At 68.5% G+C, this 20654-nt stretch carries 15 protein-coding genes, 1 tRNA gene and 1 pseudogene; 6 read left to right on the plus strand and 11 right to left on the minus strand.

What is annotated here, in order from left to right; translation table 11 throughout:
- Positions 1-232: 232 nt before the first annotated feature.
- Together ACFWPA_RS15080 and ACFWPA_RS15085 are read left to right on the plus strand one after the other, a co-directional pair.
- Entirely contained in the window at positions 233-2500 is a 2268-nt protein-coding gene (locus tag ACFWPA_RS15080; protein WP_378570733.1) for a glycoside hydrolase family 3 C-terminal domain-containing protein, read from the plus strand.
- A 22-nt stretch (positions 2501-2522) separates the two neighbouring features.
- Complete coding sequence (locus ACFWPA_RS15085; protein ID WP_378505560.1) at positions 2523-3842, plus strand: YhgE/Pip domain-containing protein; 1320 nt, start codon at positions 2523-2525, stop codon at positions 3840-3842.
- Between the two features lie 6 nt (positions 3843-3848).
- Here the strand turns inward: ACFWPA_RS15085 and ACFWPA_RS15090 are convergent, their stop codons facing one another.
- Positions 3849-4751, minus strand: coding sequence for an oxygenase MpaB family protein (locus ACFWPA_RS15090; RefSeq protein WP_378505559.1), 903 nt, complete (start codon positions 4749-4751; stop codon positions 3849-3851).
- Between the two features lie 225 nt (positions 4752-4976).
- Here ACFWPA_RS15090 and ACFWPA_RS15095 point away from each other — a divergent pair.
- Positions 4977-5049 (plus strand) — tRNA-Arg (locus tag ACFWPA_RS15095).
- Positions 5050-5200: 151 nt separating this feature from the next.
- Here ACFWPA_RS15095 and ACFWPA_RS15100 read toward each other — a convergent pair.
- The gene (locus ACFWPA_RS15100; RefSeq protein ID WP_378570735.1) at positions 5201-6010 is read right to left on the minus strand and encodes an alpha/beta fold hydrolase; all 810 of its coding nucleotides are present in this window, start codon (positions 6008-6010) and stop codon (positions 5201-5203) included.
- A 564-nt stretch (positions 6011-6574) separates the two neighbouring features.
- On the opposite strand from ACFWPA_RS15100, the gene ACFWPA_RS15105 reads away from it, so the two are divergent.
- The 3 genes and pseudogenes from ACFWPA_RS15105 (at position 6575) to ACFWPA_RS15115 (ending at position 8675) form a co-directional block, all read left to right on the plus strand.
- A complete protein-coding gene (locus ACFWPA_RS15105) occupies positions 6575-6736 on the plus strand; it encodes a hypothetical protein (RefSeq protein ID WP_378505557.1) in 162 nt (53 codons plus the stop codon).
- Positions 6737-6811: 75 nt separating this feature from the next.
- Positions 6812-7072: pseudogene (locus ACFWPA_RS15110) on the plus strand (transposase); the annotation flags it as partial.
- Positions 7073-7232: 160 nt separating this feature from the next.
- Entirely contained in the window at positions 7233-8675 is a 1443-nt protein-coding gene (locus ACFWPA_RS15115; protein ID WP_378570737.1) for a DUF222 domain-containing protein, read from the plus strand.
- A gap of 187 nt (positions 8676-8862) precedes the next feature.
- Here ACFWPA_RS15115 and ACFWPA_RS15120 read toward each other — a convergent pair whose 3' ends face one another.
- The 9 genes from ACFWPA_RS15120 to ACFWPA_RS15160 all read right to left on the minus strand — a co-directional run bounded on the left by ACFWPA_RS15120 (position 8863) and on the right by ACFWPA_RS15160 (position 20463).
- Entirely contained in the window at positions 8863-9741 is an 879-nt protein-coding gene (locus tag ACFWPA_RS15120) for a hypothetical protein (protein ID WP_378505555.1), read from the minus strand.
- Between the two features lie 78 nt (positions 9742-9819).
- On the minus strand, positions 9820-11226 hold the full coding sequence (gene leuC, locus ACFWPA_RS15125; protein ID WP_378570739.1) for a 3-isopropylmalate dehydratase large subunit: 1407 nt from the start codon (positions 11224-11226) through the stop codon (positions 9820-9822).
- A complete protein-coding gene (locus ACFWPA_RS15130) occupies positions 11223-12026 on the minus strand; it encodes an HpcH/HpaI aldolase/citrate lyase family protein (RefSeq protein WP_378505553.1) in 804 nt (267 codons plus the stop codon). The genes leuC and ACFWPA_RS15130 overlap by 4 nt, the downstream gene beginning before the upstream one ends.
- A 10-nt stretch (positions 12027-12036) precedes the next feature.
- Positions 12037-13635, minus strand: a complete 1599-nt coding sequence (locus tag ACFWPA_RS15135; RefSeq protein ID WP_378570741.1) for a sulfatase — start codon at positions 13633-13635, stop codon at positions 12037-12039.
- A complete protein-coding gene (locus ACFWPA_RS15140) occupies positions 13632-15158 on the minus strand; it encodes a class I adenylate-forming enzyme family protein (RefSeq protein WP_378570743.1) in 1527 nt (508 codons plus the stop codon). Before ACFWPA_RS15140 ends, ACFWPA_RS15135 begins: the two co-directional genes overlap by 4 nt.
- Positions 15159-15170: 12 nt before the next feature.
- The gene (locus ACFWPA_RS15145; RefSeq protein ID WP_378505550.1) at positions 15171-16013 is read right to left on the minus strand and encodes an ATP-binding cassette domain-containing protein; all 843 of its coding nucleotides are present in this window, start codon (positions 16011-16013) and stop codon (positions 15171-15173) included.
- Positions 16010-17989, minus strand: coding sequence for a dipeptide/oligopeptide/nickel ABC transporter permease/ATP-binding protein (locus ACFWPA_RS15150; RefSeq protein WP_378570745.1), 1980 nt, complete (start codon positions 17987-17989; stop codon positions 16010-16012). The genes ACFWPA_RS15145 and ACFWPA_RS15150 overlap by 4 nt, the downstream gene beginning before the upstream one ends.
- A complete protein-coding gene (locus ACFWPA_RS15155; RefSeq protein WP_378505548.1) occupies positions 17986-18930 on the minus strand; it encodes an ABC transporter permease in 945 nt (314 codons plus the stop codon). Before ACFWPA_RS15155 ends, ACFWPA_RS15150 begins: the two co-directional genes overlap by 4 nt.
- Before the next feature lie 12 nt (positions 18931-18942).
- On the minus strand, positions 18943-20463 hold the full coding sequence (locus ACFWPA_RS15160; RefSeq protein ID WP_378505547.1) for an ABC transporter substrate-binding protein: 1521 nt from the start codon (positions 20461-20463) through the stop codon (positions 18943-18945).
- Positions 20464-20654: the final 191 nt, after the last annotated feature.

Below are 20654 nucleotides of genomic sequence, written 5' to 3' on the forward strand. Positions count from 1 at the left end.
CACCCTCCCGAACGTCCACATCGCGGGCGAGACGCTCCGTCGCCAACTCCCCCACGAGCAGCCCAGCCCGGCACCGGCCGCACCTTAGCCGGGGTTCCGGCACGACCCCACCGCCCGCGTCGGCACCGCGACGCGGCCGGAGGTGTCGTCCGGCCCGGACCCGCTTCCCGACATAGGCTGGGTGAACGCGCCGGGTGGCACCACCCGGCGCCGGACGGCGGACGGGAATTCGATGACCCAGCAATCCCATTCGGAGCCGGTGCGCGGCGCAACCGCGGGCGCCCGCGCCGGGCTCGGCCTGGCCAGCAAGGTGGCGCTGACCACCGGCGCCGACTTCTGGCACACGGCCGCGATCCCGGAAGCGGGGGTGCCCGCACTGTTGGTCACCGACGGGCCGCACGGCCTGCGCAAGCAGTCCGAGGGCGGCGACGCCCTCGGACTCGGTGACAGCGTCCCCGCGACCTGCTTTCCGCCGGCCGTCGGCCTCGGGTCGAGTTGGAACGTCGACCTGATCCATACCGTCGGCACCGCGCTCGGCGACGAGGCGCGCGCCGAGGGGGTGTCGGTCCTGCTCGGGCCGGGGGTGAACATCCGTCGATCCCCGCTGTGCGGACGGAACTTCGAGTACTACTCGGAGGACCCGTTCCTGGCCGGGACACTCGGCGCCGCCTGGGTGCTTGGCGTGCAATCCCGCGGCGTCGGAACCTCACTCAAGCATTTCGCCGCGAACAATCAGGAAACCGACCGGATGCGGGTCGACGTGCAGGCCGACGAGCGCACCCTCCGCGAGATCTACCTCCCCGCCTTCGAACGCATCGTCACCACCGCCCGACCGTGGACGGTGATGTGCTCGTACAACACGCTGCGGGGCGTAGCGGTGAGCGAGAACCGGTGGCTGCTGACGACGGTGCTCCGCGACGAATGGGGTTTCGACGGCCTGGTGATGTCGGATTGGGGCGCGGTGAACGACCGGGTGCGCGCTCTGGCCGCTGGGCTGGATCTGACGATGCCAGCGGCGGCGGGCGACGACGCGGTGATCGCGGCCGTCGAGTCGGGAGCGCTGGACGAGGCGATCGTCGACACGGCGGTGGAGCGGGTGCTGGCCCTAGTTGACCGGGCGACCGCCACCGACGCGGGCCGCTATGACACCGACGCCCACCACGCGCTCGCCGCCGCGGCGGCAACCGAGTCCGCGGTGCTACTCAAGAACGAGGACGGGCTGCTGCCGCTCGAGGCGACGGCGCTCGAGTCGATCGCGGTGATCGGCGAGTTCGCTCGCACCCCACGATTCCAGGGGTCCGGCAGTTCCCAGGTCGTCCCGACCCGCGTCGACTCCGTCCTCGACGCGATCACCGAACTCGCAGGGACGGCTGCGCGTTTCGAGCCCGGGTTCCGGTTGGACGGGGTCGCGGACCCCGACCTGGTCGCGGAGGCGGTGACGCTCGCCGGGTCGGCGGACACGGTGCTGCTGTTCCTCGGGCTACCGACGGCGGTCGAGTCGGAGGGGTTCGACCGCACCGGCCTCGCCCTGCCCGCCGACCAGTTGGCCCTGCTCGATGCCGTCGCTGACGTCAATCCCCGTGTCGCCGTTGTGCTGTCGAACGGCGCGGTGGTCTCGGTCGCCGATTGGCGGGACCGCGCGCAAGCGATCCTGGAGGGGTGGCTGCTCGGGCAGGCCGGTGGGTCCGCGACGGTGGACCTGCTGTTCGGGCTGGCGACGCCGTCGGGTCGGCTGACCGAGACGATCCCGCTGCGACTCGAGGACACCCCGAGTCGCCTCAACTTCCCCGGCTCCGACGGCGTCGTCGTCTACGGCGAACGAATCCACGTCGGGTACCGCTGGTTCGACACCCTGGACGTGCCGGTGGCATACCCGTTCGGATTCGGCTTGTCCTACACCACCTTCGACTACGCCGACCTCGCGCTCGACCCGTCCGGCGACGGCCTGACGGTGTCGTTCACCGTCACCAACACCGGCGACCGGGCCGGGGCGGAGGTGGCGCAGGTCTACGTCCGCGACGTCGAGTCCACCGTCGATCGGCCGGTCCACGAGCTGAAGGGCTTCGCGAAGGTGCTGTTGGTGCCGGGCGAGTCACGGCAGGTGACGATCGCCCTCGACGAGCGCGCGTTCGCGTTCTGGTCGGTCCGCGAGCACCGCTGGGTGGTGGAGGCGGGCGACTTCGAGATTCGGGTCGGCGCGTCCTCACGGGATATCCGGCTGGCCGGGGTCCACACCTCCCCCGGTGACGGGATCCCGCCGACCCTAACCGGGATGTCCACGCTCGGCGAGTGGTTCGCGCATCCGATTGGCGGGCCGCTGCTGGCGGAGGCGTTCGCGGCGGCCGGCGGCGGCCCCGGACTCGGTGACGTGGATCCGCTGCTGCTGAAGATGGCGGCGGGCGCGCCGCTGACGAAGCTGGCGGCGTTCAGCCCCGGCATGACCGGCACCGTCATCGACGGGCTGGTCGAGGCCGTGCGCGAGCACACATTCCGCCCCTGACACCGCGACGAGAGGCGGCGAGATGAACAGTCCGAAGCATCTGGCACCGGAGGCCGTCGAACCGGGCGCTCGGACCAGGAAGCTGCGCACGCCGCTGTTCTGGGCGGCCCCGATCCTGGTGGTCGCGCTGCTGATGTCGCTGCTTGCGGCGCTGTACCTGGGCGGGATCCTGGACCCGAAGGGGAGCCTGCACGGCTTTCCGATCGCCGTCGTCAACCAGGACGAGGGGGATGTGCCTCCGGGGTCGGATGCCCGGCAGAACATCGGCGAGCAGATCGTCGCGGGCCTCACCGACGGGATTCCCGCCGACAAGGTGGACCTGCGGCAGGTCGGGATCGGCACCGCGCAGTCGATGCTCGACTCCGCGGAGGTGTACGGCGCGATCGTGATCCCGTCGGACTTCACGAAACGCATGATGATCCTCGCCCAGTCCAGCGTGGTGCCGGGGGATGTGGAACGCCCGATCATCACGGTGTACACGAATCCGCGGGCAGGAACGTTCGGTGTCGGGATCGTCGAGGCCATCACCGGGCCCGCGATGGAGACGGTCAACGAGACGGTCGGCAGGCAGGTCACCGAGCAGGTCGCCGCCGGGGTCGGCGACACCCCGGTGCCCGGCGCGTCCCGGCTCACGCTGGCGGAGCCGATCAACGTGCTGACCGTCCCGCACAAGCCGCTGCCGGACGGCACCGGGAACGGGCTGTCCGCGTTCTACTACGCACTGCTGGTCATTCTCGCCGGATTCACCGGGGCGATGATCGTCAACACCCTGATCGACGGCATGCTTGGGTTCGCGCCAACCGAGTTCGGCCCGCGGTACCTGCACAATCCGGCGGTCGAGATCTCGCGGCTGCAGACCCTCGCGGTGAAGTGGGCGGTGATGCTGGTGGTCGCACCGCTGGTGTCGGGGTTGTACGTGTGGATTTCGCATCTGCTGTCGATGCCGCTGCAGAACGCGTTGGGACTGTGGCTGTACGGCACGTTCGCGATCGCGGCGGTGGGGATCACGGCGATGTCGGTGCTGGCGATCTTCGGTACCGCGGGCATGATCATCAACCTGATCATCTTCGTCGTCCTCGGACTGCCGTCCGCGGGCGGCACGATCCCGATCGAGGCCACCCCGCCGTTCTTCGGCTGGCTGGCGAGCTTCGAGCCGATGCACCAGGTGTTCCTCGGGGTGCGGGCGCTGCTGTACTTCGGCGAGGGTGGGGCACGGGAGTTGACGCACGCGGTGACGATGACGGCGATCGGGTTGGCCGTCGGCCTGGTGATCGGTGCGGTCACCGCGGCACTGTACGACCGCAAGGGGTTCCACCGCGGGGTCGCGACGACGCCGGCCTGACCGGGGTCAGAGGAGCTTCGACCCCTTGCCGATCCGGCGGCGCAGATCCCGCATCAGCAGGCGGCTCCCGCCGTTCCGGATGAAGCCGGGCAGGAACCGGTTGACGAACGAGACGAAGATGAACAGGTGCTCGAATCGGCGCCGGTCGTCCGCGGTCCACTCCAGTCCGAGTTGTTCGCGGAACAGCGGCGGCAGGAAGCCGATCGTCAGGAAGCGCAGCAGGTTCCGGAACGGTGCCCGGATCGGCCACGCGATCATCTGCAGTCCGACGAGGTCATCGACGAAGCGGGCGGTCTCCTCGTCGAACCGGACCCGCGCGCAGGCGGTGTTCCAGTAGGTGTCGAAGTCGGCGCGGGTCGCGGGCCACATCTCCTCGGTGACCTGCAGCGTCGTCCCGAGCGTGGCGGACCGTTGGTAGAAGTGCTCAAGGTCATCCGCCGACAGCTTCCCGTGCAGCAGCTGGTGCGAGTCCTCGAACCCGATGTAGAGGCAGGCCGCGACCCACAGCTGCAGTTCCCTGTTGAAGGCGTTGTACTCGACCGGGCTGGTCTCGTCGGATCGGACGTGTCGGTGCGCGCCGTTGACGGCCTCCCGGTAGGCGGCACGTTCGTCGTCGGTCCCGAGGATCGCGACGGCGAGATACTGGGTGGTGGTGCGGGCCCGCTTCCACGGATGCTGCATCAGCGCCCCGGACGGCACCCTGCTCTCGATCACCCCGCACGCGACCTCGGGCCAGCCGATCTGCATGACCACGTTCGCGGCAGCTCCGGCGAAGGACCAGAAGTCGAGGGCGTCGGTGAGATCCGGGTGCTTCCGGGCCACCCGGGTGCGGGTGGTGGTGATCGCGATGCGGGTCTGCGCGGCGGTCAGCAGCGGTGGGTGTCCGAGATCGACATAGCTGCGCGGCATGCGTCCCCTCCGACTGACACCCGTTGACGAAACAGTCTGCATTTCACTACTTCTCGTCGGTGTTGACGTCATCCCCCCTCCTCGACGACGTCAACACCACCGCGAATTGCCGTTAACATACCACCCGCGCGGCGCCCGTCAAGAGGGTTCCGTCGACCCGGCCGACAGGCCGTTGGCGGGTACCCCGCTACACTTCCTAGTTGCACCGGGGTGACAGACCCCGACGCCCTCGTAGCTCAGGGGATAGAGCACGGCTCTCCTAAAGCCGGTGTCGCAGGTTCGAATCCTGCCGAGGGCACAGAGACACCGCCGCCCTCCGGCGGGGTGCGACCACGCGATGGACCGCCAGCGTCACACGCAGGCGGGCAGGGTTCAATTGTCGACGGTCAGCGCCGGGCCCGGCTCACTCAGTCTCGTCGCTGTGCGCCCAGGCGGCCAAGACGCATGACCTATGACCCCGCGCCCGTCGCTCCTACCAGGTGTGCACGCAGGGCATCGGCAACCATCCCGGGATTCTCCAGCATCGGTATGTGCCCAACGCCGGGCAGGACCACCTCCGCCACGTGGTCAGGCAGTTCGTCGATCAGTCGCTGCATGCACTCTTCCCGGGTGAGGAATGAGTCGAACTCGGACAGGATCAGGGTCGTCGGCGCGGTGACCCGGTCGAGGTGGGTGAGCGGCCCGTCCCGCAGGAACGCCAGCTGGATCGGCAGGTAGACGGGGCAGTGCGACACCGCGCGGAGCACGTTGGCCGCGTCGTCGGGGGTGACGGCGTCGAGATCCCTGCTGCAGTTCCGGATGATCGGACGCTGGAAGCGCTCCCTGGTGGCCACACGGTCGCCGAGGAGACGGGCGACCGCCGCCAGCGGAAACTGCGCGGTGAACCCCACCCCGAGCCGGAACTCGGTTGCCGAGAATCGCTCCCATCCCCCACCGGGATTGATCGCAGCCAACGATCGTGCACGACCTCGCCGCTCGAGTTCGAAGCCGACCTGTCCGCCCAGGGAGTTACCCGCAACGTGGCAGGTGTGCCAGCCAAGGGCGTCGAGGTTGCGTTCGATTCCGTCGGCAAGCCCACGAATCCCCAGTTCCCGCATGCGCAGGCGCGGGCCGCCCCAGTGCCCCGGCATGGTCATCGCCAGGACGTCGTAGTCGCTCGAAAGGTCATCGACGATGACGTGCCACACGTGGTGCGAGAGCGTGAATCCGTGCAGCAGCAGTACCGGATCCCCCGCTCCCGCCCGATTCACGGATGTCACGAACTCGCCGCTTCTCATCACTTCCTTCTAGCAGAGCGCACCCGGGGCAGTCCACGCGTTCGGCTCGCCTCCGAGGCCGAACGGCCATCCGCCTGCCCGGTTCGGACATATGGGACCATCAAGGCATGGAACCCCTGAAGCCGTGGGAGATGACGTGGCTCGCAGCCCATTTGCGCCACTACCTCGTCAATGCTCGCCGATTCTTCACGGGGTGGCGGATCACGGAGATCCCGCCCACGGACCACCCTGACCGCGATCGACGCTGAGGCGCCGGCCGGGCTGGCGCGATAGCCTCCGTAGCCGGTGGGGAACCCAACCCCAGATTTCAATCTGCCCCATAGTCGGCGCATTCCGGTGGGGATCTCACAAGGGTGCTGACGCTGACGGCTCGACGACTTCCGTTGCAGAATCGAGAGACATCCTGTGTTCATAGCTAGTCTTGACCGTCGCCGGTACGAGAAGTCCCATGGCGCATTCCTCGCAATGGTTGGCGTCGCTGCTGTAACTGGCATCGCATTGGGGGCCAGTGCACTGTTCGGGTACGAACGCGGAGTCGACGGGGCCGTGACCTTGTTCTCGCTGTCGGTCGGCGGTGTCGCTACCGGAGTTCTCGAGGCGCTGGCACGTAAGCGTTGGGGTACCGGCGTGCCGATCGTGCTTTTGATCCTGAACTTCGTTCTCACAGCTGTTGGCGTCTGGCTGCTGACAGATCTCATCCCGCGTTAGCATTCGCCTCCCCGGCAGGAGGGTGAACCGGTCCGGGAATCAGCTCACACAGTTCGGCGTCGACGTCCATGCCGCACGCTCGACACCGGCACGAAGGCGTTCTTCACCGACCCGCATTCTCCGTGACTGCGTCCGACCATCGAGAACACGAACGCCGTTTTGCGACAGTGTTTTCCGAGGAGAACGGACGTGTCACCTTGGAGCGCCGAAGATCTCGAAGCGGTCACGTTGGCCGTCAATAACCGACCGCGGAAGGTGCTCGGCTGGAATCCGGCCGAGGTGTTCGCCGAGCAGTTGCAGTTGCTCGAACAAGGCGATGTTGCGTCGACCGGTTGAGTCCGCCCCGATCGTTCAGCGGCAGGCAAGCAGCGACTCAATCGCACCCCAGCGAGAGCGGCATCCACACAGGTTATGGAACGCGAATATTGTTGCGCATCAATCACATCCACACTCGAACACCCTTGCCATCGAACACACATACGAGTAACGTCGAGACATGGACCTCGACGAGCTACTCACCACACCCAACCGGGTACAGGCGTGGCAACTCGACGAAAACACCCTGCTCACACTCATCCCCGAACTATCCGAACGACTGCGCCAACTCGACGCCCTCCGCGTCCACCTCGTCCACGAGATCGACGAACGCGGCACCACCCACACACTCGGCGCATCCTCCACCCAAGCCTGGCTCTCCGACACCAGCAAACTCACCCCCGCAGCCGCCAAAACAATCATCGCCACCGGACGAAACCTCCGCGACAGGAAAGCCCTCACCGACGCCTTCACCGCCGGAACAGCAGACATCGACCAGATCCGGTCCATCACCACCCTCCTCGACGACATCCCCCACCTCATCGCCGACCTCGACCCCACCCACATCAACGGCGAGCACATCGACCCCATCGCCGAATGCCGCCAACAGTGCACCACGTACCTCCTCGCAGCAGCCGAACACGAACACAGCGCCGACACCGCCCGACGCGTCGCCGCCCTCCGCACCATGCTCACCAACGACGACGACGGCGTTCCACCCGACGACGAGAACACCACCCTCAACGAACTCTTCACCACCCCCACCACCGGCGGACGACTCCGAATCAAGGGCCACTTCGACAAAACCACCGGAGAACAAGTCCTCACCGCCCTGTCCGCACTATCGAAGCCGCAACCCGGACGCGACAACACCCACGGCGAACCCGACCCCGACCCACGCCCCGCACCCCAACGCCGCGCCGACGCCCTCGCCGACATCATCCGCCACTACCTCAACTCCGGCGACGCCCCCAGCGAAGGCAGCGAACAACCCCACATGACCGTCTTCGTCGGCCTCGGCGACCTCGCCACCGCCACCGCACGCCACACCCCCGCAACGAAACCCCCGAACGAAAGCAGCAGGGGCAACGGCACACCCACCGACGACAACAACGCCGGCGGCCGCTCGTACGGGAACGACCGCCGAGACACCGTCCAAGGCTCCGGCCACAGCTACATCCGCAGGGGTCCGGCGTGGATGCCATGGATGGGACCCATCAGCATCAACACCGCCGCCATCATCTCCTGCGACGCCACCATCACCCCCATCGTCATGGACGACAACGGCAACCCACTCGACATCGGCCACACCACCCGCATCATCCCCCGCCGACTCCGCCGCGCCCTCGACGCCCGCGACTGCGGCTGCGCCTACCCAGGATGCGGCCGACCCACCGCCTGGACCGACGCCCACCATATCCATCACTGGGCCAACGGAGGCGAAACGAAACTGTCGAACCTGGTGCTACTCTGCCGCTTTCACCACCGATACATCCACAAAGGCAAATGGACTGTGTACATCGGAGACGACGGCCACCCGTGGTTCACACCCCCACACTGGATCGACCCCGACCGGAAACCCATCCCGGCACACAATCGAAGACAGCTGCTGTTCAGCACCTGAAACATCGGTCAGCGCAGCGCATCACGGCAGCGTCGGATCGCGACCCGCAGAGGTCGTGGTCCGATGCTGCCGTAGATTTGGCCAGGCAGACGACGACCTGCAACCTCCGCACGTGCCCAGACTTCGGCAGTCACATGCTTCTCCTACCGGTCCGTCGAAACTGGCGGTTCACCACGGGCATACATCGTCACAGCATCGGCGGGCCCTGCCCTGCCGGGTACAGGTCGGTGCGGTCGACAACGTTCCACAGTTCGACGGTCTGCACGAGCCAGTACGCGACGAACTGTGCGATCAGCAGGAACTCGACGACGATGACGTAGTGCTCCCAGTCGGGGAACGCGTACCGGACCACCACGATCACCGTCAGGGTGGCGAGCATCCACCGGGCGATCACCCGGTAGAACCGTCCGTATGTCGACGCACCCGCGGTGTAGCTGGCGGAGGTCGCACTGGCCACGACCACACCGATCAGTCCGGCGAACATGGCGACCGCGGCAACCGAATGCCCGTGCGCGGCGAAGGCATCGGGGACGAACAGGAAGCAGGCTGCGCCGGCGGCGAGTACCACCCACCCCGCTCCCGTCGCCCACCGGGCGGCCGCCCGGTACGGACGACCGCCGGGGTCACGGCGGGCGATCATCAGCGCAACGACCTGCGCGAGCGCACCCGCGACGACGATCGCCCCGACACTGGTGCGCACCCCCTCCGGCAGACCGTCCGGCGATCCGCCCCCGCCCGCGAGGGGCCCGGCGGGACCGCACGACGCGCCGCCAGCGGTCGGCACGACCGCGACGATGAACGCCAGGAACCCGGCGAAGTTCAGCAGCACGTCCTCGGTGTCGGAACTGCCCTTGTACACGATCAGGCACACGCCGAGTGCACACAGCGCGGCAACGAAGACGGTGTGCGCCGAGGTGAAGTAGTAGGCGCTGATCGAGGACTGCACGCATCCGTCGACAACCGAGGCGATCAGCACCGCAACGGCGAGCGCGACCATCAGGATCACCGCCCCCAACCGCAGGGAACGATACGTGGAAAGCACCGCATCGCCGCGTCCGTCGCCCATCCGCCGACCTCCTGAACCTCCCCGCCCCCGCATTATCGCCTCGCGCACCCGGCGCGGCACGTCGGCGCGGGAAGACCGTCAGCCGAGGTCGGCGGGTGCGGCGAGGGTTCCAGCGACGGCAGTGGCCGCGGCGACCGCGGGTGACACCAGGTGAGTGCGACCGCCCGCGCCCTGCCTGCCCTCGAAGTTCCGGTTGGTGGTGGAGGCGCTGCGCTGCCCGGGCCCGAGCCGGTCCGGGTTCATGCCGGTACACATCGAACATCCCGCGGTGCGCCATTCGAAGCCCGCGCGCCGGAACACCTCGTCCAACCCCTCCCGCTCCGCCTGCCTGCGCACCCGCATCGACCCCGGCACCGCCAGCGCCCGCATCCCCTCGGCAATCCGCCTTCCGCGGAGAACATCGGCTGCGGCACGCAGGTCCTCGATCCGGCCGTTGGTGCACGAACCAATGAACACTGTGTCGACCTCGATGTCCCGGATCGGGGTGCCCGCGGTCAGGCCCATATACCGCAGCGCCTCCACGGCCCCGCGCCGCTCCCGCTCCCCCGCGAACGAGTCCGGGTCGGGCACCACGCCATCGATCGCGACGACCTGGCTGGGGTTGGTCCCCCACGAGACCGACGCCGTGATCGTGTCCGCATCAAGGCGCACGGTCCGGTCGAATGCGGCATCGGGGTCCGTGCGCAGCGACGCCCAATATCGGACCGCGTCGTCCCAGTCCCGGCCCCGCGGTGCGTGCGGACGGCCATCGAGATAGGCGAGGGTCGCCTCGTCAGGGGCAACCATACCGGCGCGGGCGCCCGCCTCGATCGACATGTTGCACAACGTCATCCGGCCCTCGATCGACAGTTCCTCGACCGCAGGCCCGCGGTACTCGATCACCTGCCCCGCCGCGCCATTCGGGCCGAGCGCTCGGATCACCGCCAGCGCCAGGTCCTTCGCGCTCGTATCGGCGCCGAGCGTGCCGTCGACCTCAACGGCGAGGGCGGCGGGTCTCGGCAGCGCGATCGTCTGCGTCGCCAGCACATGCTCGACCTCGCTGCTGCCGATGCCGAGGGCCAGCGCCCCCAGCGCACCGTGTGTCGACGTGTGCGAGTCACCGCACACGATCGTCATTCCCGGTTGACTGAACCCCTGCTCGGGTCCGATGACGTGCACGATGCCCTGACCGGGATCCCCCATCGGGTGGTACGGCACGCCGAACTCGGTGCAGTTGCGACGCAGGGTGGTCATCTGGAGGCGACTGTCCGGATCCTCGACCGGCAATCCGATGCCGAAGGTCGGGACGTTGTGATCCTCCGTCGCCAGGGTGAGGTCGGGTCGGCGGACGAGGCGGCCCTGCGCGCGGAGCGAGTCGAACGCCTGCGGCGAGGTGACCTCGTGCAGCAGATGCAGGTCGACGTACAGCACATCCATCGGTTGGTCGGGCACCGCGGCGACGACGTGCTCCGTCCAGACCTTCTCCAGCAGGGTCCGCGGCGTCATCGGTGCGCCGTCACCACCAACGGCGCGAGTGCAGCACAGTTCAGCTCGTCTCGGAAGTTCTTGGCACCCTGCATGATCCAGTTGTCGTACGAGGTGTACAGGAATCGCACCCCGAGCGAGAGGAAGCGTTCGGCCTGCCCCGGCGCGCACAGCGTGCCCGCGGCCATACCGCTCGCCACGATCCGCGACAGCGCCGCGTCGATCGCGTCCGCGACCTCCGGATGTGCCGGATCACCCTGGTGCCCCATTGCCTGCGCGAGATCGTTCGGCGCCACGAACACCACGTCGATCCCGGGGACGGCGACGATCTCGTCGATGTTCGCGAGCGCGACCGGATCCTCCAACTGCACCACCAGCACGGTGCCGTCGTTCTCCTGCGCGAAGAAGTCCCCGTCGCCGTACGACCTCCTGCCCCGCGACACACCGCGCGCTCCGATCGGAGCGAACTTCGCCGCCCGCACCAACGCCGCCGCCTGCTCCGCTGTCTGCACCTGCGGGACCACGATGCCGTGCGCGCCAAGGGTCAGTGCCCGCGCCACGAGCGACGGCTCCAGGGTCCGCACCCGGAACATCGTGGCCATTCCCCACAGTTCGCAGGCGCGGCTGACGTCGCCCGTCGTGTCCCATGGTGCGGCACCGTGCTCGCCCTCAAGCCAGAAGCCGTCGAAGCCGAGCCTGCCGATGAAGTCCGCGGTGTCCGCGCGGCCGGAGTGCCCGGCCGCGACCACCGCGACCTCGCCCGCGTCGAGGCGTTCCCGCACCCGGTTGGTCGGACGCGGACCGTAGATCGTGTTCGTCATGTGAATCTCCTCAGGCCATCGCGGTGGGGCGCCGGGACAGGTCGGTGTGCGCCATCTGCGCGTCAACCAGTGCCGCGAGCAGTCGGGACTTGGCGTCGACGTGTGCGGGGTCGTGCCAACGGTTCACCAGCTCACCGGGATCGTCCCCGAACAGGAACAGCTCACCGTCGGATGTGCCGCGGTACACGGTGATCCGGCCCTCATCGGTGATGAGGGTGCGCATCTGCAGCGGTCCACAGCCGGGCAGCAGTTCGAACATCTGGTCCTCCTCGATGTACACCCCGTCCCGCACCGTCGCGTCGGGGTCGGCCATGACACCGGCGAGGCTGACGCCATGCACCCCCGCGTATCCCTCGACGCCCGCGAGGTCGAGCAGGGTGGGACCGATGTCGAGGGAGGACACCAGGGCGTCCGAGACGCCCGCGTTCCGGCCGGGCTCCGCCACCACGAGCGGCACCCGCACGCAGCCCTCGTAGTGCAGGCCAGCCTTGAGCATCAGGCCGTGGTCGCCGAACATATCGCCGTGATCGCTGGTGACGACGACAATCGTGTTGTCGCGCACGCCCGCCTCGTCAAGTGCCGCGAGCACTGTGCCGACCGCGTCGTCGATGAACGTGATCGCACCGTATTCCTTCGCCGCCGCCTCCCGGTACTGCTTCTCAGTCGGCGAGAACGGCGACATCGGGCCGCGCTGGCTGCCCCTGTTCTTCAGCTTCGAGCGGACGTGCGGCATCGACGTCTCGTGCGGGTCGTCGAAGGTGGCGGGCAACGGCACCTCATCCGGCGAGTACATGTCGTAGTACTCGCCCGGCGGCGCGAACGGGTGGTGCGGGTCGGGGAAGGAGCACTGCAGGAAGAACGGCTCCCCGTCGTGGGCCGCCGACCGGATCATCTCAGCGCTGCGGCTGCCCACCCAGGCGGTCGGGTACAGCTCGGCGGGCATCGCCGGGCGGTACACCTGGTTCCACTGCTCGGAGACCTCAGCGGCGTGATCGCCTCCTCGCACCGTTGGGTCAAATCCCTGGTCCCGCAACCAGTGTTCGTAATGGCCGCCGCAGTAGTCGGCGTGGTCGATCGCCACCTCGACCCGATCGAATCCGTAGTAGTCGGCGGGCATGCGCACCGGACCCTGCCGATGCATCGCCAGGTCCTCCCACCGGTCCCAGCCCTCGTCCCTCGCTCGGTCGACTGCGTCCGCCGCTGGGCTGCCAGCGCGCGCGGAAGTCGCCATTTCCGGCTGGTGGCCGATGTTCTGGAAGTGCGCCTTCCCGACAAGCATCGTGCGGTATCCGGCCTCGCGCAGCGACCGTACGAATGTGCGCGCATCGGGGTCGACGGCGATCCCGTTGTAGCGGGTTCCGTGCGAGGACGGCACACGCGAAGTGAGGATGCTCGCCCGGTTCGGCATGCAGATCGGGTTGGCGACGTAGGCGCGGTCGAATCGGGTTCCTCGCGCCGCGATGGAATCCAGGTTCGCGGTGCGGACGATCTCGTTGCCGCCGAATCCGACGTGGTCGGCGCGCAACTGGTCGGCCATGATCAGCACGATGTTGGGCCGCGATCCCTTCCCGGGTGTCGCCGTGTCCCTGGGTGTCGCTGCGTCGCTCATGATACCGCCCTCTCCTGTCCTGCCCAGAACTTGTCCCGCAGCACACGTTTCAACAGCTTTCCGGTCGCGTTGCGGGGCATCTCGTCAACGAACTCGACGCTCGACGGGCACTTGAATCCGGCAAGACGCTCGCGGCACCACACCACGATCTGATCCGCGCGTGTCCGGGATCCGGGCCGCTCGACGATCACGGCGTGCACGGCCTCCCCCCAGCGCGGGTGCGGAACACCAATGACGGCGACCTCCGCGACGTCGGGATGCCCGCGGAGCACCGCCTCCACCTCCGCCGGGTAGACGTTCTCCCCGCCCGACACCACCATGTCCTTGGCCCGGTCCACGATTGTCAGGTAGCCGTCCTCGTCCAGTCGCCCGATGTCGCCGATCCGCCAGAACCCGTCCGGGGTCAGCGCTTTCGCCGTCTCGTCGGGGTTGTTCCAGTAGCCGGAGAACGGTTCGGCACCGCGCACGACGATCTCGCCCGCCTCGCCCACCGGAAGGTCCTCGAGGTCGGGTCCGACGATCCGCACCTCCCAGTTCAGCGCGGGCTTGCCCGCCGACCGCAGATGCCGCGACTCGGGATGGTGATCGGCCGGGTCGAGGGTGGAGATCGGGAAGCCGCCGGTCTCGGTGCACCCGTAGTTCTGCCGGAACCGACATCCGAGGGTCGCGATCGCCGCGCGCAGCACCTCCGGCGAGATCGCCGACGCCCCGTAGCCGATCTCGACAAGCGACGACAGGTCCGGCTTCTGCTCGCGCGCGTTGATCTCGTCGACCACCATCGCGATCGCCGACGGCACCAGGTTGGTGAACTCGATCCGATGATCGGCGACCGCATCGACGAACGAGGCGGCCGTGAACCGGCTCTGGATGACCACGCTGGCGCCGATGAAGAGGCCGTACGTGACGTTCGCGAGCCCCGCGAGGTGGAACAGCGGCATCGCCCGCAGGTGGCGGGCGCCCTCCTCGGCGCCGGGGACAACGAGTTTGAGGTACGTCGCGGAGGCGATCAGCCGTTGGTTCGTCAGCGAGATCACCTTCGGTGCACCCCCGGTGGTTCCGCTGGTGTGCATGAGGACGAACGGCGACTCCCCGCGGAGTCGGTGCACCGGGCGGGCCGGCGCGACGCCCCCGAAGTCGCGATCCCCCACCACCACCCGCGGCAGGGTGGGCGCGGCGGACTCGACGAGCGCCAGGTCCTCCTCGTCGGTGAGCACCGCAACCGGGGCAAGTTCCGCGAACAGCGTTCGCAGCTCCGGCGCGGTCAGCCGCCAGTTCACCGCGGCGGGAACCGCGCCGACCCGATTGAGCGCGAGGAGGTGCACCACCCAGTCCACCCGGTTGCGGGCGACGATCGCGACCACGTCGTCCCCGCCGACCCCGGCGGCGGCCCAGCCGCCGGCACGCTGCTCGACCGCGGCGGCGAGTTCCGCGTAGGTGAGCGCTCCGCCGAGATCGTCGGCGAGGGCGAGGAGATCGGGGTGGCGGCCCGCGCGCCATTCCACAATGTGATTCCAGGACAACACGTGTGACTCTCCTCAGGACGGGACGGGTGCCTGCGCCGCCGCTGCCCGTGCAACTCGACGCCGCGCCTGCTCGGCGGGGTCGAGTGTCGGGGCTGCGTCCAGCAGGGTCCGCGTGTAGGGGTGGGTGTGATTGAGGTAGACCTGCTCGGCAGGCCCCTCCTCGACGAGGTGACCGTGATACATCACCGCAATGCGATCGCTGACGTGCCGCATCAGGGTCAGATCGTGTCCGATGAAGAAGTACGCGACCCCGGTTTCGCGTTGAATGTCGTTGAGCAGGTTGACGACCGTGCTCTGGGTCGATACGTCGAGGGCGCTGACCGGTTCGTCGCAGACGATCAGCGACGGCCGGGTCGCGAGCGCCCGCGCGATGCCGATCCGCTGCCGCTGCCCGCCGGAGAAGTCGGCGGGCCGGCGTCGGTCGGTTGCCGGGTCGAGCCCGACCAGCTCGAGCAGTTCCCCGACCCGCACGATCAGCTCGGATCGACCGACCTTCTCGTGCACCCGGATCGGTTCACCGACGATGTCCCGCACCGTCCAGGACGGGTTCAATGAGGTGGTGGGGTCCTGGAAGATCGACTGCACCCGCCTGCGGTACCACCTGGGCACTCGCCCGAACTCGGTGACGTCGTGCCCGTCGAACCGGACGGTGCCGGACTCGGGCCGGAGCAGCCGCAGCACCGCGCGCGCGATGGTGGTCTTCCCGGATCCGGATTCACCGACCACGCCGAGGGTTTCGCCTGCACCGAGACGCAGGGTGACATCGTCCACCGCGACGAACGGCTCCCGCCTGTGCAGCAGCCCCGGCTGGCGGAAGGTGACCCGGAGGTTGTCGATCTCGAGCAGGGTGGTCACGAGCGAACCTCCACGTTCAATGGGCGCACACACCGGATCGCCCCGTCGCTGCCCTGCTCCAGTGGCGGCAGGGCGGTCGTGCAGGACGCGGTGGACCTGGTGCAGCGGGGCGCGAACCGGCATCCGTCAGGCCGGCTGCCCGGCGATGGAACGGTTCCGGGAATGGTGCCGAGCCTCTCGCCGCGCGGACGCCCCTGTGAACTGGATTCCAGTAGCGCCGCGGTGTAAGGGTGCCGCGGGGAGCGCATCAGGTCGGCAACCGGCTGCATTTCGACGACCTGCCCCGCGTACATGACCGCGACGGTGTCGGCAAGATCGGCGACCATGCCCAGCTCGTGGGTCACGAAGATGATGCCCATGCCGAACTCCTCCTGCAGGTCCCGGAGTAGGTCGGCGATCTGAACCTTGAGTGTCACATCCAGTGCTGTGGTTGCCTCGTCCGCGATCAGCAGTTCGGGGTCACAGCTGATCGCGAGGGCGATCATCACCCGCTGCGCCATGCCGCCGGACAGTTCGTGCGGGTAGCTGTCGAATCGGCGTTGCGGGTCACGGATACCGACCCGTTCGAGCAGGTACAGCGCCCTCGTGCGGGCGTCGGCCCGGGAGGCGCCGGTGTGCACCCGAAGCACCTCGGTGATCTGGTCGCCGACGGTGAACGCCGGATCCAGCGCGGTCGACGGCTCCTGGAAGATCATCGCCATCCGGTTGCCGCGAATCTCGTTCCAGCCCTTGTTCGACAGGCCGAGGAGTTCGGTGCCGCCGAGCCGGACGGAGCCGCCGATGACGTGCACGGAGGGCGGGAGCAGTCCCATCGTGGCCAGCGCGGCCATGGTCTTGCCGCTGCCGGACTCGCCGACCAGTCCGAGCGTCTCACCGCGGCGGACCGTCAGGGAGACCCCGTCGAGCAGCGGGAGGTCGCCGTCGGGGCGCGCGACCATCACCTCGAGATCGCGCACGTCGAGCAGGATGTCGGGATCGACCGCGGGGGCGGGGGCGACCACCGAGGCGGGCACCGCGGCCGGTGCGGTGCCGCGGTTCTGCCTGCGCAGCCGCCTCGGGCGGGGCTCGTCCCGCAGGCCGGCGAGCACGCCGTCGGCGACGATGTTCAGGCACAGCACGGTCAGGCCGATCGCGACGCCGGGTGGGATGACGAGGAACGGCTGCCGGGCAAGCAGGTGACCGCCCTCGGACACCATCACGCCCCAGCTGGCCTCCGGCGGCTGGGCGCCGAGCCCGATGAACGACAGGGCGGCCTCCGCGAGGAGCGCGGACGCCAGAGTCAGCGACAGCTGGACGATCAGCGGTCCGACGATGTTCGGGAGGACGTGCCGCACCAGGATTCTGGCGGTCCCGGCGCCGCCGACCTGCGCCGCCTCGACGTAGACGTGTCGGCGGGCGGAGACCACCTCGCCGCGGGTCACCCGGATGAACGTCGTCGAGAAGATCAGGCCCAGCGCCAGCATCGCGTTCGTGATGCCGGGGCCGAGGGCCGCGATGACGGCGATCGCGACGATCAGCCCGGGCAGCGCGGTGAAACCGTCGACGATCCGCATCACGATGTTGTCGAGCCAACCGCCGACGTACCCGATGACGAGGCCGACCGGAACGCCGATCAGCAACGCGATCCCGGCCGCCTCGAGTGAGGCGAGCATGGCCAGCCTGCTGGAGTCGATCAACCGGGAGAGGGTGTCCCGGCCGAGATTGTCGGTGCCGAGCAGGTGATCACCGGACGGTCCCTGCAGCACCCGGGACAGGTCGGTGGCCTCTGGGTCGTAGGGCATCAGATGGTCGCGGAAGATCGCACACACCACGATGACCGTGAGGACGATCAGGGCAGCCATCATCACCGGGTCGGTGACGATGCGGCGGCCGACCCGCTCCCAGCGGCCGGGGATCCGCTCGACCCTGCGGGGTGGCGCGGTCGCCCGGCCGGGGTGTGCCGTCTGGGGGGCCGATGGCCTCGCGATGGTCGTCACGACTTCCTCACCTTCGGATCGAGGTATCCGTAGCAGATGTCGACGAGCAGTTGGGCGCACGCGACGCAGATGCCGGTCACCACGACGACGCCCTGGATCATCGGGATGTCACGCTGGTTCACCGCGGTGAGCGCAAGGTCACCGATGCCGGGGATACCGAAGACCTGCTCGACGACGACCGCGCCACCGAGCAGGTGGGCGAAGTGGAAGCCGAGCGTGCTCACGACCGGTCCGAGCGAGCTCTTGAGCCCGTGCCTGCCGATCACCCTGGTCTCGGGCAGACCCATCGCCCGCGCGGTGCGAATGTGCGGCATCTGCAGCACCGCGATCATCGACGACCGCGCGTGCCGGGCCAGCATCGCCGCCATCACCAATCCCAGCGAGATGCCCGGCAGGATCAGCGACTGCAGCCACCCCGAGATGCTCACCGACGGTGGCACATACCCGGTCGCCGGGAGGACGCCGAGGGTGAGCGCGAACACCGACACCAGGATCAGCGCCAGCCAGAATGTCGGCATCGCCAGCGCGGTGGACGAGAGCAGGGTGATGCCGCGGTCGATCCAGGATCCCGGACGCAGGGCGGCCGCGGTGCCTGCCGCGATCCCGAGGACGATGCCGATCACACCGCCAGCGAGGGCCAGCGAGAAGGTCACGCCGAGCCGGTCGAATACCACAGGGAGCACCGCACTCTGGTCGATGACGGAACGGCCCAGGTCGCCCTGCACCGCGTTGCCCAGCCACCCGAGGTACTGCTCGAACACCGGTCGGTCCAGGTTCAGATCGGCGCGAACCTGCGCGATCTGGTCGGCTGTCGCGGACGAGCCTGCGATGGTCTCCGCCGCGTCTCCCGGGATGAGTTGAATCAGGCCGACACTGATCACGGTGATCATCAGCAACATCGGGATGAGCGCAAGTGCCCGTCCCCCAATGAGTTTCGTCATCGCATCACCCGATCAGGCGGTGACGCCGCGGAGCGTCGGACCCATGACCCACCCCGGTGTCAGGGTGACGCCCTGGACGCTGTCGGCCCACGCAACGGCACCGTTGTCGGTGAACAGGTCGATCCACAGGGCCTGGTCCGCGACCTCACCGAGCATTTGCCGGTAGGCGGTGTTGCGGGCAGCGTCGTCGGTGGCGGCGAGCGCCTCCGCGTGCAACGCGTCGACGGCGGGCGCGCTGTGCCCGTACGGGTTCTGCGGCCCGGCGGCGGCGAGCCGCTCGACGTACAGTTGCTCGGGGTGAACCTGCTTGATCGGGGTCAGGAAGGCGCCGAAGTTCGTGGAGCGGTTCTCCTTCTCCAGGGTGCCCGGCTGCACCAGCTCGATGTTCATCGTGATCCCGACCTCACGCAGGTAGCCCTGGACCGCCTCCGCGATCGGCTTGGTCGGCCCGAAGGCGGGCACGGTGAAGGTGGGATCCGCGACCCCGGACTGCGCCACCAGGGCCCTCGCCTTGTCGGGATCGTAGGTGTACTTCTGCGGCAGGTCGCCGACGTGGTACGGACTGTCCGCGCCGAACACCTGGTTGTTCGCGGTGCCCTGACCGAAGAAGTTGGCGCCGACGATGGCGTCCCGGTCGATCGCGTAGCCGATCGCCTGCCGAATCTCCTTGCTCGCCAGCGCGGGTGACTTCTCACCACCGAGATCGGCGAGCTGGAGCATCCAGTGGTTGCCGGTCATGAACTCGAGGTTGAATCCGGCGGACTGGACGGCGTCGACCTGGGTCTTGTCGACCTGCGCCAGGTCGATCTGACCCGATCGGAGTGCGCCTGCGCGGGCGGCACCGTCGGTGAGGACCTTGATCTCCACCCGCTCCAGGCCCTGCTCGGCCTTGTTCTCGTATCGCGGGTTCTGGACGTAGACGTAGGACACGCCCTTGTTTGAGGCGGCAGCGTCGAGCATGTAGGGACCGGATCCGACCGGCGCCGAACCGAGGTTCGGGTCGCCGATCGCGGCGGGTGCGACCACCATGCCAGCGGTGTCGGTCAACGCGATCGGGAGGGCGGGGGCCGGCGCCGTCAGGTCGAGCGAGACCTGGGTGGGGCCGTCGACGCGGACCTCACGCACGCTGGCGAGCGCGGTCGAGGCAGGCCCGCCCGCGGACTTGACGTGGTCGAGACTGGCCTTGACCGCGGCGGCGTCGAGCGGGCTGCCGTCGCTGAACACCCGCCCCTCGGGCAGCGTCAGACGCAGCGCCGTCGCGTCGAGCACGTAGTCGGTGGCCAGGCCGGGCACGATGTTGCCGCCCGCGTCGGTGCGCAGCAGCGAGTCGTACACCGGGTCGAGGTAGAGGCGTTGTCCCTGACCGGGATTGAGGGCCGGGTCAAAGCTCTGCACGTCGACCAGGGTGCCGATGGCGAGGGTGCCGTCCCCCGCCGCGCTCGCCGCCGACCCGCATCCGGTCACCGCACCCGCGGCGGCGACGGCGACGAGCAGGGCCGGGCCGACTCTCCGGTGCGACCATCCATTCGACATAGAGAACTCCACTCGTCATGGGATCTGGAGGGTTTTACGAATCTGACTTCAGATTTAGTTATAGCTGTGAGCCAGATCTCTGTCAATGGATTGATGTGATTCATGCCTCATGATTCCCTACCGCGCCCCGAGCGGACCGGCCGGGTGTACGCGAATACGGATGCCGCCCGGCCCGCGCGACATCCGCATTC

Origin of the sequence: Rhodococcus sp. NPDC058505 (assembly GCF_042720095.1) — a bacterium.
Taxonomy (GTDB): Bacteria; Actinomycetota; Actinomycetes; order Mycobacteriales; family Mycobacteriaceae; genus Rhodococcus_G.

Coding starts and splice junctions, on each gene's coding strand:
- ACFWPA_RS15080 (WP_378570733.1), top strand. CDS start 233: ATGACCCAGCAATCCCATTCGGAGCCGGTGCGCGGCGCAACCGCGGGC.
- ACFWPA_RS15085 (WP_378505560.1), top strand. CDS start 2,523: ATGAACAGTCCGAAGCATCTGGCACCGGAGGCCGTCGAACCGGGCGCT.
- ACFWPA_RS15090 (WP_378505559.1), bottom strand. CDS start 4,751: ATGCCGCGCAGCTATGTCGATCTCGGACACCCACCGCTGCTGACCGCC.
- ACFWPA_RS15115 (WP_378570737.1), top strand. CDS start 7,233: ATGGACCTCGACGAGCTACTCACCACACCCAACCGGGTACAGGCGTGG.
- ACFWPA_RS15120 (WP_378505555.1), bottom strand. CDS start 9,741: ATGGGCGACGGACGCGGCGATGCGGTGCTTTCCACGTATCGTTCCCTG.
- leuC (WP_378570739.1), bottom strand. CDS start 11,226: ATGACGCCGCGGACCCTGCTGGAGAAGGTCTGGACGGAGCACGTCGTC.
- ACFWPA_RS15130 (WP_378505553.1), bottom strand. CDS start 12,026: ATGACGAACACGATCTACGGTCCGCGTCCGACCAACCGGGTGCGGGAA.
- ACFWPA_RS15135 (WP_378570741.1), bottom strand. CDS start 13,635: ATGAGCGACGCAGCGACACCCAGGGACACGGCGACACCCGGGAAGGGA.
- ACFWPA_RS15155 (WP_378505548.1), bottom strand. CDS start 18,930: ATGACGAAACTCATTGGGGGACGGGCACTTGCGCTCATCCCGATGTTG.
- ACFWPA_RS15160 (WP_378505547.1), bottom strand. CDS start 20,463: ATGTCGAATGGATGGTCGCACCGGAGAGTCGGCCCGGCCCTGCTCGTC.